Origin of the sequence: Pseudomonas sp. TWRC1-2, assembly GCF_049896685.1 — a bacterium.
In the GTDB taxonomy this organism is placed as follows: Bacteria; Pseudomonadota; Gammaproteobacteria; order Pseudomonadales; family Pseudomonadaceae; genus Aquipseudomonas.
Genome location: NZ_JAFCUU010000005.1, coordinates 107,295 through 121,291, shown reverse-complemented (window position 1 = coordinate 121,291; position 13,997 = coordinate 107,295). Strand labels below are relative to the sequence as shown.

Sequence of the window (13,997 nt, the reverse complement as noted above, 5' to 3'; positions counted from 1 at the left end):
GACTCGTTCATGGGTAACACCGGTGCATTGTTGATGGTTTGGTCGATTCGAGCTGTAGGAGGAGTCGCTTTTTTTGCTAGGAATTCGTACTTGGGCTAAACCCCGACGCCATTTGTCAGTCGTAGCCTTATAAGCTGTAGTCAAAAGGTGCGTGGCAACGCGCACCCTCAGTCGTAACCAGGAGTCCTGTGCAATGACGCGCACTCGTAAAATCGTCGCTTGGAGCTGCGCCAGCTTCGTTCTGTTAATCGCCGTGGTGGTCTTGGTGCTGGTGTTCTTTGACTGGAACCGCCTAAAACCGCCGATCAATGCCAAGGTCTCCGAAGAGCTGCATCGCCCCTTTGCCATCAATGGCAACCTGGCGGTGGTGTGGGCGCGTGAGCCCGATGAAGGCGGCTGGCGTGCCTGGGTGCCATGGCCGCACGTGATCGCTGAAGACCTGACGCTGGGTAACCCGGACTGGTCGAAAAAGCCGCAGATGGTCACGCTCAAACGCGTGGAACTGCGCATTTCACCGCTGGCGCTGCTGGCGCAGCGTGTGGTGATTCCACGTATCGACCTCACCGAGCCGAGTGCAGACTTGCAGCGCCTGGCCGACGGTCGCGCCAACTGGACCTTCAAGTTCGATCCCAAAGACCCCAACGCCGAGCCGTCCAGCTGGGTGGTGGACATTGGTGCCATCGGCTTCGACAAGGGCCACGTGACCCTGGACGACCAGACACTCAAGAGTCAGTTGGACGTGATCATTGACCCGCTGGGCAAACCGATTCCCTTCGGCGAGATCGTCGGCGACGCCGATGCCAAGAAGGCCCTGGAAAAAGGCTCGGCGCCACAGGACTACGCGTTCGGCCTCAAGGTCAAAGGCCAGTACCACGGCCAGAAACTCGAGGGCACTGGCAAGATCGGTGGTCTGCTCGCCTTGCAGGACGCGGCCAAGCCGTTCCCGCTGCAGGCCCAGGTGAAAATCGCCGACACCAGCATCGCGCTGGCCGGCACCCTGACCGACCCGCTGAACCTTGGCGCCCTGGACCTGCGCCTGAAGCTCGCCGGCAGCAGCCTTGGCAATTTGTACCCACTGACCGGCGTGACGCTGCCAGATTCGCCGGCCTATTCCACTGACGGCCACCTGATCGCCAAACTGCATGAAGCCAGCGGCGCGTCATTTCGGTACGAAAACTTCAATGGCAAGATCGGCGACAGCGACATCCATGGCAACCTGGCCTATGTCGCCAGCCAGCCACGGCCCAAGCTCAGTGGCGCGTTGGTTTCCAACCAACTGCTGATGGCGGACCTTGCGCCCTTGATCGGCGCCGACTCCAACGCCAAGCAAAAAGCCCGCGGCGGTGAAAGCAAGCAACCGGCCACCAAAGTGCTGCCGGTGGAAGAGTTCCGCACCGAGCGCTGGCGCGAGATGGACGCTGACGTGGAGTTCACCGGCAAGCGCATCGTGCACAGCGCCGAATTGCCGTTTACCGATCTCTACACCCACTTGGTGCTCAATGACGGCGAACTCAGCCTGGAACCCCTGCGTTTCGGCGTCGCCGGCGGCAAGCTGGATGCGCAGATTCGCTTGAACGGTCGCACCGTGCCGATGGAAGGTCGCGCCAAACTCACCGCGCGTAACTTCAAGCTCAAGCAGTTGTTCCCAACCTTCGAACCGATGAAAACCAGCTTCGGTGAACTCAACGGCGACGCGGACATTTCCGGGCGCGGCAATTCCGTGGCGGCGCTGCTGGGCACGTCCAACGGCGACCTGAAAATGCTCATCAACGATGGCGCGATCAGCCGTGGGCTGATGGAAATCGCCGGGCTCAACGTGGGCAACTACGTGGTGGGCCGCCTGTTTGGCGACAAGGAAGTGAAGATCAACTGTGCGGCGGCAGACTTCGGTATCAAGACCGGCTTGGCCACGACTCGCTTGTTTGTGTTCGATACCGAAAACGCGATCATCTACATCGACGGCACCGCGAACATGGCCACCGAGCAGCTGGATCTCACTATCACGCCGGAGTCGAAGGGCTTTCGCCTGTTCTCCCTGCGTTCACCGCTGTACGTCAACGGGCCGTTCATCAAGCCCAATGCGGGCGTGAAAGCCATTCCTCTGGCCCTGCGCGGCGCCGGCATGGTCGCACTGGGCGTCATCGCCGGCCCAGCCGCCGGGTTGCTGGCATTGGTAGCACCGAGCGGCGATGAGCCGAACCAGTGCGCACCGCTGCTGCAGCAGATGAAGGAAGGCAAAGCACCGAAAACTGTGAAGTAGCTGAGGAAACCCAAATGTGGGAGCGGGGTTGCCGGCGATGGCGGTGGTTGAGTCGAAATCTTCGTTGACTGATCCACCGCTTTCGCGGGCAAGCCCGCTCCCACAGGGGGACGGCGGTGTGGCGTGTTACAGGGCTGGCAAAAAACCGCCCCGTCAGGCGCTGAAGACTGTGAAGAAGTAACTGCTAAAACCCAAAACCAAATGTGGGAGCTGGCTTGCCTGCGATAGCGGTGGCTCAGTCGACATCTTCATTGACTGGTCCACCGCTTTCGCGAGCAAGCCCGCTCCCACAGGTGGGCGGCGGTGTGGCGGATTACAGGGCTGACAAAAAACCGCCCTGCCAGGCGCTGAAAGCAGTGAAAAAGTAACTGCCAAAACCCAAAACCAAATGTGGGAGCTGGCTTGCCTGCGATAGCGGTGCATCAGTCGATATCTTCATCAACTGATCCACCGCTTTCGCGGGCAAGCCCGCTCCCACAGGGGTTCGGCGGTGTGGCGGATTACGGCGCTGACAAAAATCCGTTCCGTCAGGCGCTGAAAACAGTGAAAAAGTAACTGCCAAAACCCAAAACCAAATGTGGGAGCTGGCTTGCCTGCGATAGCGGTAAGTCAGTCAACATCTTCATCAACTGACACAGCACTATCGCAAGCAAGCCCGCTCCCACAAGGGTTCAGCGGTATGGCGTTACAGGTCCTGCAGAATATCCGCCATGTCGTCGGCGTGTTCTTCTTCCTGGGCCAGGATTTCTTCAAAGATGCGACGCGTGGTCGGGTCTTTGTCGCCGATGTATTGGATGATTTCGCGGTAGCTGTCCACCGCAATGCGCTCGGCTACCAGGTCTTCGTAGACCATTTCCTTCAGGTTGTTGCCGGCCACGTATTGAGCGTGGGAGTTTTTCGACAGCAGGTCGGGGTTGAATTCCGGCTCGCCGCCCAGTTGCACGATGCGCTCGGCCAGTTTGTCGGCGTGCTCGGCTTCCTGGGTGGCGTGCTCCAGGAACTCATCGGCCGCGACGCTGGCTTTCAGGCCGGTGGCCATGAAGTAGTGGCGTTTGTAGCGCAGCACGCACACCAGCTCGGTGGCCAGCGACGCGTTGAGCAGGCGAATGATTTCTTCGCGGTCAGCGTCGTAGCCTTCGGTGACGGCGCCGTTTTCGACGTTCTGGCGGGCGCGTGAGCGCAGGGTCGCAACGTCAGTCAAATGTGCTTCAGTCATCTCAATCTCCTGGTGCTAATCCGGTTTTACGCCACGCTCTGCCGGCGTGATCGCTCCAAGTTGTGAGTGCTGCGCGATGCAAAAAGTTTTATCGGATTTTAAAGTGCCTGGCCGGACAGCTTCGCCTGCGCCTGCACCCACTGGAAAAACGCGCGCACCGGCGGATGCCGCTCACGGCCCGGCACGCAGAGCGCACTGTAACCGGCCCCTTGCACGCTGATCAGCGTCGGCACGTCGGCGCTGGCCCGCGCGACCACGTCAGGCGCGCCATACACCGCAAAGCACTCATCGAGCAGACACTGGCCGTAAAGGTTCGGGTAGTCGCCGAGGCTGTAGCGAATCACCAGATCGATACCCGCCGCGGCGGCAACGGGTTTGGCCCCGGTGGCGAAAACGAGGCGATGAACCATGCCGACCCGCACCTGCGCACGGCCTTGGGTTACATCGGCATCGATGACATTCGGGTGATCGCTGCCGAAGGTGAAGAGTCGGACAAAAGCGTGTTCCTGCGTGCCTGTGAGGAAGCCGAGCGCCAGCTGCGCGACCTGGCGGGGCATTTCTAAAGCGCCAGCGGTCATGGGGCGGTCATCTCGTGTGGTCTAGGATGACCGTATCGCCTCTCCGATCAGGATATCCGCTGCATGGACGACTCCCTCGCCACGCGTTACCCGCTTGTGTTGGTGCCCGGCATGCTGGGTTTTGTACGCCTGGGGCTGTTCCCTTACTGGTATGGCATTGTTCCGGCGCTGCGGGCGGGCGGCGCGCAGGTGTTCCCGGTGCAGGTGGCGCCGCTGAACGCCAGTGAGGTGCGCGGTGAGCAGTTGTTGGCCCAGATCGAGCGCATTCGCCGGGAAACAGGTGCCGAGAAGGTCAACCTGATCGGGCACAGCCAGGGCTCGCTGACGGCACGTTACGCGGCGGCCAGGCGCCCGGAATGGGTGGCGTCGGTGACATCGGTGGCCGGGCCTAACCATGGCTCGGAATTGGCAGACCACTTTCAGGTTCATTACCGCGCAGACCATTGGAAGGGCCGGCTCGTGAGCGCGGTGCTGCATGTGGCTGCCTGGGTGATGGGCGTGCTTGAAACCGGCTATCGCGGGCCGCGCTTCAAGGTGGATGTGCAGGCCTCGCACCAGTCCCTGACCTGCGAAGGCGTGGCGCTGTTCAACCGTCAGTTCCCCCAGGGTTTGCCGTCGACATGGGGCGGGCAGGGCGCCGAGGTGGTCAACGGCGTGCGTTATTACTCGTGGTCCGGCACCTTGCAGCCGGGCAAGACCGATCGCGGGCGTAACCTGCTGGACGGCACGAACCGCAGTTGTCGGTTGTTTGCGCGCAGTTTTGTGCGCGAAAAGGGCCAGTGCGACGGCATGGTCGGGCGCTACAGCTCACACCTGGGGCTGGTGATTGGCGATGACTACCCGCTGGACCACTTTGATATCGTCAACCAGTCGATGGGGCTGGTGGGCAAGGGGGCGGAGCCGATTCGGCTGTTTGTGGAGCATGCGCAGCGGCTGAAGGCGGCGGGGGTTTAGCAGGCGGACCGCGTTATCGTTCATCGCAGGCAAGCCAGCTCCCACATTCGCACCCACTCCAAGGTTGGAACACGGTTAACTGTGGGAGCCGGGCTTGCCCGCGATAGCGGTCTATCAGGCGACGCTGACCTCTTGGCGCACCGGCGTAGTCCAGCGCTCGGACAAAATCACCCCGCCCAACGTCAGCAATCCACCCACCAAGTGGTACATCGCCAACTTTTCCTTGAGCACCAGCGCCGCAATCATCGCGGTAATCAACGGCAACAGGTTGAAAAACAGCGTGGTGCGGCTTGGCCCCAAGGTCTTCACCGAATGCATCCACGCCAAGGGCGCGAGCATCGAGGCGAGCAGGCAGGCATACAGCACCAGCGGAATATTCGCCCAGCCCAGGCCAGCCTTGTTCGAGAACAGGAACAATGGAAACAGCACCACCACCGCCACCAGCACCTGCAAATACAGCAATACCAGGGGCGGCAGGCGCAACTGCCATTTTTTCAGCAGCGTGCTGTAGACCGCATAGGCCAGGGTGGCGATCAGCATCATCGCGTCGCCCAGGTTGAGCCCGTGTTGCAGCAACGCGTCCAGACTGCCGGCCGACACCACCACCACCACGCCGGCAAACGACAGGACCGCACCGGTCAGCGCGCCAAAGGTCAGGCGCTGGCCGAGGCTGATAATGGCGGCGGTCAATGCCATCAACGGCATCAGCGAGAGGATGATGCCCATGTTGGTCGCCGAGGTCAGTGCTGCGGCGTAATAGGCCAGGCTTTGATACACCGCCATGCCCAGCACGCCGAGGATGAAGATTTTGCCCAGGTTCGGGCGGATCAGCGCCCAGTTGGCGATCACCGGCTTGAGCATGAACGGGGTAAACAGCAGCGCCGCCAGCAACCAGCGGTAAAAGCCGATTTCTGCCGGAAAGAGGGTGCCCACGGCCAGTTTGTTGACCACGGTATTACCGGCCCAGATAAAGATGGCCAGCAGGGGATACGCGTATTGCATTGAAGGAAACCAGATGTGTTGATGAGGCGGGATTATCCCCTGTCTGGATCGAAGCCTATACTGCGATCCAGACAACCGACCTTTGTATCCAGACAATATGCCCAGACACACCGTACGCCTGGCCGATTTCCCCAGCCTGCCAAGCCCCGTCTACTTCCGTTACTCCGATTTCGCCCCCGATACCGAGTGCACGCCGCACCGGCATGGCTGGGGGTCGCTGGACTATTCGGCGAGTGGTGTCATGCGCATGGAAGTGGCGGGCAGCCGTTTTATGTCGCCGCCGCAATACGCAGTATGGATCCCGCCAAATACCGAGCACAGTTCCTACAACGCCCAGGCAATTGTCTATCGCTCGGTGGGCCTGGCCCCGCAGCTGTGCGAGCAACTGCCGCAGGCGCCGTGCACCCTGGCGATCAGCGAGATTCTCAAGGCGATTCTCAGCGACTTTGCCCAGCGCGACGTCAATATTGCGCAGACCGAAGCGGACGTGCGCCTGGCGCAGGTGCTGGTGGACCAGCTCAAGCAAGCGCCGATTCACGATTGTTTCCTGCCCTATGCGCGCCACCCCGGCCTGCTCGGTGTGCTTGAGGGCATGCAGGCCGAACCCGGGGACAATCGCCCGTTGGCGCACTGGGCCGAGCACGTGCATGTGAGCGAACGCACCCTGGCGCGGCAATTTGTGCGGGAGTTGGGCATGAGCTTTGGCGAATGGCGCCAGCGCCTGCGCTACCTCGCCGCCATCGAAGCCCTCGACAGCCAGCGCAGCGTGCAACACGTGGCGTTTGACCTCGGTTACAGCACCGCCTCGGCGTTCATCGCGATGTTCCAGCGCCACGCCGGCTGTACGCCGGAGCAGTATCGTCGAACTAATATCCGTGGCCGATGAAGATGTAACGGGCTTTGACTACACTGCTGCGTAGGCCGTGCCCCCCCGGCACGGCAACAGGGAGAAAACTCCATGAAGATGCTGCGTATTCCGCTGTTGATGATGGGCCTGCTGTTGTGTTCCCAAGGGTTTGCCGCCACTGCCGCACAGACCGCCCAGCAACAAAAAATGACCACCTGCAACGCCGAAGCCAAAGGCAAGACCGGCGACGAGCGCAAAACATTCATGAGCACTTGCCTCAAGGCCGCTCCCGCAGCCAACGACGCCAAGACCCTGACGCCCCAGCAGCAGAAGATGAAAGACTGCAATGCCACGGCGAAAACCAAGGCGTTGACCGGCGATGCACGCAAGACCTTTATGAGAACTTGCCTCAAAGGCTGATCACGATTTCGCCAACGCTGGAGCTCAATGTGGGAGCTGGCTTGCCTGCGATAGCATCACCTCGGTAAGTTTGCTGCACCGAGGCGCCTGCATCGCGGGCAAGCCCGGCTCCCACAGTTGATCGCATTCACACCCTGGCCTCTCGCTTGATTCCCTCAAGGCTGGCAGACTGCCCATCCTTTAACGCCGTTCGTTTTGAGGCTGTATGCCAACGTTTTCTCAGCGTCACGTGTTGTTGCTGGTCAGTTGCATCATCATTTTCGGTGGATTATTGCTGGTCCTGCCGCTCAAGCTGCTGCCCAGCCTGCTGGCCGGCCTGTTGGTTTATGAACTGGTCAACATGCTCACCCCGCAGTTGCAGCGGCTGATCGAAGGTCGGCGCGCGCGCTGGCTCGCTGTGGCGTTGCTCGGCACCTTGATCGTCAGCGTGCTGGCCCTGATCTTCGCCGGCGCCATCAGTTTCCTGCTCCACGAAGCGGAAAATCCCGGGGCCTCCCTCGACAAATTCATGGGCGTGGTTGATCGCGCGCGCGGCCAGCTGCCGCCGTTCCTCGACGCCTACCTGCCCGCCAGCGCCGCCGAGTTTCGCGTGGCCATCGGCGACTGGCTGAGCAAGCACTTGAGCGAACTGCAACTGGTCGGCAAAGACGCTGCCCACATGTTCGTCACCCTGCTCATCGGCATGGTGCTGGGCGCGATCATTGCCCTGCAGCGCGTGCCCGACCTGACCAAGCGCAAACCCCTGGCCGCCGCCCTGTTCGACCGCCTGCACCTGTTGGTCCAGGCGTTTCGCAATATCGTCTTCGCCCAGATCAAGATCGCCGCGCTCAACACCGTGTTCACTGCGATCTTCCTCGGGATCGTGCTGCCGCTGTGCGGGATTCACCTGCCGCTGACCAAGACCCTGATCGTGCTGACCTTCCTGGTCGGCCTGCTGCCGGTGATCGGCAACCTGATCTCCAATACGCTGATCACCATCGTCGCGCTGTCGCTGTCGATTTGGGTCGCGGTGGCGGCGCTGGGGTACTTGATCGTGATCCACAAGGTCGAGTACTTCCTCAACGCGCGCATCGTCGGCGGGCAGATCAGTGCCAAGTCGTGGGAATTGTTGCTGGCGATGCTGGTGTTCGAAGCCGCATTCGGCCTGCCGGGTGTGGTGGCGGGGCCGATCTACTATGCGTATTTGAAGAGTGAGCTGAAGCTGGCGGGCATGGTCTAGCGCTTGAGGGTGCCTGGGCTGGCCCCTTCGCGAGCCCGCCCGCTGCCACATTCAAAGGTATCCCAAAGGTAAAACACGCATGAATGTGGGAGCCGGGCTTGCCCGCGATGGGCGCGACGCGGGGCGGGCAGAAACTCAGCTGCCGTAACGCTTGCTGGCCTCGATCGCCAAACCGCTGCCGATACTGCCGAAGATGTTGCCTTCCACGTGCCGCGCATTCGGCAACATCGCCGAAATGCTGTGGCGCAGTGCCGGAATGCCGCTGGAACCCCCGGTAAAGAACACCGTGTCCACCTGCGCGACACTGACCGACGCATCGGTCAGCAGCTGCGTGACGCTGTTGCGCACGCGCTCGAGCAAGCCATCGATGGCCGACTCGAACAGCGCGCGGCTCAGCTCCACGCTCAGCCCTGGCTCAACGCGATCGAGCAGCACGTGGCGGCTGTCCTCGTGGGTCAGCTGGATCTTGGTTTCTTCCACTTCCATGGCCAGCCAGTGCCCGGCGCGCTGTTCGATCAGCTTGAACAGGCGGTCGATGCCGCCGGTGTCTTCGATGTCGTAGCGCATGCTGCCCAGGGCCAGCTGGGATTTTTGCGAGTACACCGAGTTGATGGTGTGCCAGGTGGCCAGGTTCATGTGGTGGCTGGTGGGCATGTAGGCGCCGCTTTTCATGCGGCTGCCGTAGCCGAACAGCGGCATCATGCCTTGCAGGCTGAGCTGTTTGTCAAAGTCGGTACCGCCGATGTGCACGCCGCCGGTGGCAAGGATGTCGTCGTGACGGTTGTCATTGTGACGGCGATCCGGTGACAGGCGCACCAGCGAGAAGTCGGACGTACCACCGCCGATGTCGACGATCAGTACCAACTCTTCCTTCTCAATGGTCGACTCATAGTCAAACGCTGCTGCAATCGGTTCGTACTGGAAGGAGATATCCTTGAAACCGATTTTGCGGGCGACATCGACCAGGGTGTTTTCCGCTTCCTGGTCGGCCATCGGGTCGTCATCGACGAAGAACACCGGGCGGCCCAGGACCACTTCTTCGAATTCACGGCCGGCGTTGGTTTCGGCGCGGCTTTTGAGCTGGCCGATAAACAGCGCCAGCAGGTCGGTAAACGGCATCGCCGTGCCGAGTACGCTGGTGTCGTGCTTGATCAGCTTGGAACCCAGCAGGCTCTTGAGCGAGCGCATCAGCCGGCCTTCGTAGTTTTCCAGGTACTCGTGCAGGGCCAGGCGACCGTACACCGGGCGACGCTCCTCGAAGTTGAAGAACACCACCGACGGCAACGTGATCTTGTCGTCCTCCAGCGCAATAAGCGTTTCCATGCCGGGGCGGATCCAGCCGACGGTGGAGTTGGACGTGCCGAAGTCGATACCGCAGGCACGGGCTGGGGATGGGTTTTTCATGTCTATCGGGTTCCGGTTGAAAAACGGCCGCGCAGTGTATGCCAGTCGGGCACGGATGCGTAGGCCGACCATCCGTTAAATCGTGCTTGAAAGTGCGGGATTTGCCCCCACATCTGTTGCATACGGCTAGCGCCGATAACACTTTGACGCACCCCCAGGCCACATCACTCAACAGGTGCAATGCAGCGCACGTTGTGCCCCGGGCTGTGCGATCTCGATTAAGGATGGTGAACCGCCGATGGATTTCAAAGACTACTACAAGATTCTGGGTGTCGAGCCGAGCGCCGATGACAAGGAAATCAAGGCCGCCTATCGCAAGCTCGCACGCAAATATCACCCGGACGTGAGCAAGGAAAAAGACGCCGAAGAGAAATTCAAGGACGCGTCCGAAGCCTATGAAGCGCTTAAAAGCGCCGATAAGCGCGCGGAATACGACGAACTGCGCAAATACGGCCAACACGGCCAGCCGTTCCAGGGGCCACCGGGCTGGCAGAGCCGTGGTGGCTTTGGTGGCGGCCAGGACGCGGGCGACTTTTCGGACTTCTTCAGTTCGATCTTCGGCTCGCGCGGCGACGCGTTTGGCGGCGGTCAGCGCCGTCCAACCGGGCGCAAGGGCCAGGACGTGGAAATGCAGCTGTCGGTGTTCCTTGAAGAGACGCTGTCCACCGAGTCCAAGCAGATCAGCTTCCAGGTGCCGCAATACGACGCCTCGGGTCGTCACGTCAGCAACACCACCAAGAGCCTGAACGTGAAGATCCCCGCCGGCGTGGCCGACGGCGAGCGCATCCGCCTCAAGGGCCAGGGTGCGCCGGGCATTGGCGGCGGTGCCAATGGCGATCTGTACCTGATCATCAAGTTTGCGCCGCACCCACGCTTTGAAGTGGACGGCGAAAACCTGATCATCAACCTGCCCCTGGCGCCGTGGGAATTGGCGTTGGGCACGGAAGTGGCTGTACCGACCCTCACCGGCAAGATCAACCTCAAGGTGCCGGCCGGCAGCCAGAACGGCCAACGCATGCGCGCCAAGGGCCATGGCCTGCTGAACAAGGCCGGGCAGCGCGGTTACCTGTTCGTGCAGCTCAAGGCCGTGATGCCGAAAACCAGCGACGATGAGGTCAAGGCGTTGTGGCAGGAGCTGGCGAAAAAGGCCGCGTTCGATCCGCGAGAAAACTGGAACAGCTGACGCCGGGCCGCTCGCGTTCAGGCGCCGAGCACTGCATGGCAGCACTGTATAGATAGGTCCGGCCAATGGCGGGTGGTGAAAAGCTCCAGCGCTTTATCACCGCCCAAGGGAACCCACCATGGGCCTTCACATCACCCTACCCCCGGCGCTAGCGCTGCCGGGGGATCAGGGGCAGCATCACGCGTTTCTGTCCTCTGTCATTCCGCCGTCTCTGGCAAACGTCCACGCAGAACCCCATGACCTGGTCGCCAAGGCGTCAGAACAGGAAGTAACGCTGCGCCATTGGCAGCACGTCGGCGGGCTCGCACCACAGCAGTACGCCGTCGGCCTTGACCTGATAGGTCTGTGGGTCCACTTCGATATCCGGCAGGTAGTCGTTGTGGATCAAGTCGGTTTTCTGCACGTCGCGACACCCCTTGACCACCGCAATCTGCTTTTTCAGGCCCAGGGCTTCGGGCAATCCGGCTGCCTGCGCGGCCTGGCTGATAAAGGTCAGGCTGGTGGCATGCAACGAACTGCCGAAGCTGGCGAACATGGGGCGGTAGTGCACCGGCTGCGGCGTGGGAATTGACGCATTGGCGTCGCCCATCAGGCTTGAGGCAATCGCGCCGCCCTTGAGAATCAGGGTCGGTTTGATGCCAAAAAATGCGGGGCGCCACAGCACCAGGTCGGCCCACTTGCCGACTTCGATAGAGCCGACAATATGGCTGATGCCGTGGGTGATCGCCGGGTTGATGGTGTACTTGGCGATGTAGCGCTTGGCGCGGAAGTTGTCGTTGCCTTCGCCGTCACCCGGCAACGGGCCGCGCTGTTTTTTCATCTTGTCGGCGGTCTGCCAGGTGCGCGTGATGACTTCACCGACGCGGCCCATGGCCTGGCTGTCCGAGCTGATCATCGAGAACGCGCCGAGGTCGTGCAGGATGTCTTCGGCGGCGATGGTCTCGCGGCGGATGCGGCTTTCGGCGAAGGCCACGTCTTCGGCAATGCTGGGGTCCAGGTGATGGCAGACCATCAACATGTCCAGGTGCTCGTCGATGGTGTTGCGGGTGAATGGCCGGGTCGGGTTGGTGGAACTGGGCAGCACATTCGGGAAGCCGCAGGCCTTGATGATGTCTGGCGCGTGGCCGCCTCCGGCCCCTTCGGTGTGGTAGGTGTGAATGGTGCGGCCCTTGAGCGCGGCGAGCGTGGTTTCGACGAAGCCGGATTCATTGAGCGTGTCGCTGTGGATGGCGACCTGCACGTCATACTCGTCGGCCACGCTCAGGCAGTTATCGATGCTCGCAGGCGTGGTGCCCCAGTCTTCGTGCAGCTTCAAACCGATGGCGCCGGCCTTGACCTGTTCGATCAAGGGCTGCGGCAAACTGGCGTTGCCCTTGCCGGTGAAGCCAATGTTCATCGGGAACGAGTCGCTGGCCTGAAGCATGCGCGCCAGGTGCCACGGCCCTGACGTACAAGTGGTGGCGTTGGTGCCAGTGGCCGGGCCGGTGCCGCCGCCAATCATGGTGGTGACGCCGCTGGTCAGTGCTTCTTCGATCTGCTGCGGGCAGATGAAATGCACGTGGGAGTCGATGCCGCCAGCGGTGAGGATCATGCCTTCACCGGCGATCACTTCGGTGCTGGCGCCGATGGCCATGGTCACGCCCGGCTGGATGTCCGGGTTGCCGGCTTTGCCGATCGCGTGGATGCGGCCATTCTTCAGGCCAACGTCGGCCTTGACGATGCCCCAGTGGTCGATGATCAGCGCGTTGGTGATCAGCGTGTCCACGACCTCATGGGCGAGCAACTGGCTCTGGCCCTGGCCGTCGCGGATGACTTTTCCGCCGCCGAACTTCACTTCCTCGCCATAAACAGTGAAGTCTTTTTCGACTTCGACGAACAGCTCGGTGTCCGCCAGGCGGACCTTGTCACCGACGGTGGGGCCGTACATGTCGGCGTAGGCTTGGCGGCTGATTTTCATGTGTGTGCCCTGAAATATTTGTGTTGAATGTGAAATTGCTATCGGGGGCAAGCCCCCTCCCACCGTTGATGCGTGAACGCATTCAAATGTGGGAGGGGGCTTGCCCCCGATGAGGCCCTAAAGGTCGCCCATGATCCGTCCGGCAAACCCAAACACCCGCCGCCCGCCGCTCAAATCCACCAACTCGACCTCACGACTCTGCCCCGGCTCAAACCGCACCGCCGTCCCCGCCGGAATATTCAGGCGCATGCCACGGCTCGCCGCGCGGTCAAACGTCAGCGCGTCATTGGTCTCGAAAAAATGGTAATGCGAGCCGACCTGGATCGGCCGGTCGCCGCTATTGGCCACGCTGAGGGTGACGGTACGCCGGCCGACATTCAGTTCGATATCGCCAGGCTGGATCTGATATTCACCAGGAATCATGCAGGTTGCCCCAGGGTCTTGAAGTAGATGGCGGTCGGGCTGTAGCGTCCGTCCGGGCTTTGGCAGTAGTCGGGCAATTCACCGATTTTGGTGTAGCGCAGCGACTGGTAGAAGGCTTCGGCACCGGAGCCGGCTTCGGTGTCCAGGTACAGCAGGCCGCGCTTGTGCTGGCGCGCGGCGAGTTCCAGGGTGTTCATCAATTGCTGGCCCAGGCCATGGCGGCGGGCGCTGCTGTGTACCAACAGTTTTTGCACTTCGGCGCGGTTGAGGCCATTGGCTTTCTGGCACAGCGCCAATTGCACGCTGGCGATCACCTGTTCATCGCGCACCACCACCCACAGCAGCAGGCTGGCGTCTTCGATACTGGCCTGTACGCCCTTCAGATAGTCGCGGGCCTGGGCTTCGTCGAAGTCCGCCATGAAGCCGACCGACGCACCATGCTTCACCGCGTCCAGCAACAGCTCGATCAAGCCCAGGCGGTAATGGGCAAAACTTTCAGCATTCACTCGACGCAGTTGAGCCGTGTTCATCGAT

At 61.5% G+C, this 13,997-nt stretch carries 12 protein-coding genes and 2 pseudogenes; 7 read left to right on the top strand and 7 right to left on the bottom strand.

Going from position 1 to position 13,997, the window contains the following annotated elements:
- The first annotated feature begins 193 nt into the window (after positions 1-193).
- Positions 194-2,260, top strand: coding sequence for an AsmA family protein (locus ACP7B3_RS15955; protein WP_262210658.1), 2,067 nt, complete (start codon positions 194-196; stop codon positions 2,258-2,260).
- Between the two features lie 685 nt (positions 2,261-2,945).
- Here ACP7B3_RS15955 and ACP7B3_RS15950 read toward each other — a convergent pair.
- Positions 2,946-3,476 (bottom strand): ferritin-like domain-containing protein, encoded by a 531-nt coding sequence (locus ACP7B3_RS15950; protein ID WP_106577657.1) that lies wholly within the window; start codon positions 3,474-3,476, stop codon positions 2,946-2,948.
- A gap of 98 nt (positions 3,477-3,574) precedes the next feature.
- Positions 3,575-3,835, bottom strand: a pseudogene (locus tag ACP7B3_RS15945) (LysR family transcriptional regulator); the annotation flags it as partial.
- Between ACP7B3_RS15945 and ACP7B3_RS15940 the strand changes: the two are divergent.
- A pseudogene (locus ACP7B3_RS15940) lies at positions 3,824-4,039 on the top strand (NAD(P)H-dependent oxidoreductase); the annotation flags it as partial. The pseudogenes ACP7B3_RS15945 and ACP7B3_RS15940 sit on opposite strands and share 12 nt — an antisense overlap.
- A 78-nt stretch (positions 4,040-4,117) precedes the next feature.
- Positions 4,118-5,008 (top strand): esterase/lipase family protein, encoded by an 891-nt coding sequence (locus ACP7B3_RS15935; protein WP_426179611.1) that lies wholly within the window; start codon positions 4,118-4,120, stop codon positions 5,006-5,008.
- A 114-nt stretch (positions 5,009-5,122) separates the two neighbouring features.
- Here ACP7B3_RS15935 and ACP7B3_RS15930 read toward each other — a convergent pair whose 3' ends face one another.
- Positions 5,123-6,010: a DMT family transporter gene (locus ACP7B3_RS15930; protein WP_426179609.1), complete on the bottom strand. Its 888-nt coding sequence runs from the start codon at positions 6,008-6,010 to the stop codon at positions 5,123-5,125.
- Between the two features lie 97 nt (positions 6,011-6,107).
- On the opposite strand from ACP7B3_RS15930, the gene ACP7B3_RS15925 reads away from it, so the two are divergent.
- From ACP7B3_RS15925 to ACP7B3_RS15915, 3 genes are all read left to right on the top strand, one after another.
- A complete protein-coding gene (locus ACP7B3_RS15925) occupies positions 6,108-6,896 on the top strand; it encodes an AraC family transcriptional regulator (protein ID WP_426179607.1) in 789 nt (262 codons plus the stop codon).
- Between the two features lie 72 nt (positions 6,897-6,968).
- On the top strand, positions 6,969-7,277 hold the full coding sequence (locus ACP7B3_RS15920) for a PsiF family protein (protein ID WP_426179605.1): 309 nt from the start codon (positions 6,969-6,971) through the stop codon (positions 7,275-7,277).
- Positions 7,278-7,482: 205 nt separating this feature from the next.
- Positions 7,483-8,496, top strand: coding sequence for an AI-2E family transporter (locus tag ACP7B3_RS15915; protein WP_145160234.1), 1,014 nt, complete (start codon positions 7,483-7,485; stop codon positions 8,494-8,496).
- 135 nt (positions 8,497-8,631) lie between these two features.
- Here ACP7B3_RS15915 and ACP7B3_RS15910 read toward each other — a convergent pair whose 3' ends face one another.
- Complete coding sequence (locus tag ACP7B3_RS15910; RefSeq protein ID WP_242199019.1) at positions 8,632-9,900, bottom strand: Hsp70 family protein; 1,269 nt, start codon at positions 9,898-9,900, stop codon at positions 8,632-8,634.
- A gap of 238 nt (positions 9,901-10,138) precedes the next feature.
- Here ACP7B3_RS15910 and ACP7B3_RS15905 point away from each other — a divergent pair, with 238 nt between their 5' ends.
- A complete protein-coding gene (locus ACP7B3_RS15905; protein WP_145160238.1) occupies positions 10,139-11,083 on the top strand; it encodes a DnaJ C-terminal domain-containing protein in 945 nt (314 codons plus the stop codon).
- Positions 11,084-11,339: 256 nt separating this feature from the next.
- On the opposite strand, the gene ureC is transcribed toward ACP7B3_RS15905, so the two are convergent.
- From ureC to ACP7B3_RS15890, 3 genes are all read right to left on the bottom strand, one after another.
- Positions 11,340-13,040 carry an urease subunit alpha gene (gene ureC / locus ACP7B3_RS15900; RefSeq protein WP_145160240.1) on the bottom strand — a complete coding sequence of 567 codons (1,701 nt, stop codon included), beginning with the start codon at positions 13,038-13,040 and terminating at the stop codon, positions 11,340-11,342.
- A 117-nt stretch (positions 13,041-13,157) separates the two neighbouring features.
- On the bottom strand, positions 13,158-13,463 hold the full coding sequence (locus ACP7B3_RS15895; protein ID WP_049710249.1) for an urease subunit beta: 306 nt from the start codon (positions 13,461-13,463) through the stop codon (positions 13,158-13,160).
- The gene (locus ACP7B3_RS15890) at positions 13,460-13,993 is read right to left on the bottom strand and encodes a GNAT family N-acetyltransferase (RefSeq protein WP_145160245.1); all 534 of its coding nucleotides are present in this window, start codon (positions 13,991-13,993) and stop codon (positions 13,460-13,462) included. The genes ACP7B3_RS15895 and ACP7B3_RS15890 overlap by 4 nt, the downstream gene beginning before the upstream one ends.
- Between the last annotated feature and the right edge of the window lie 4 nt (positions 13,994-13,997).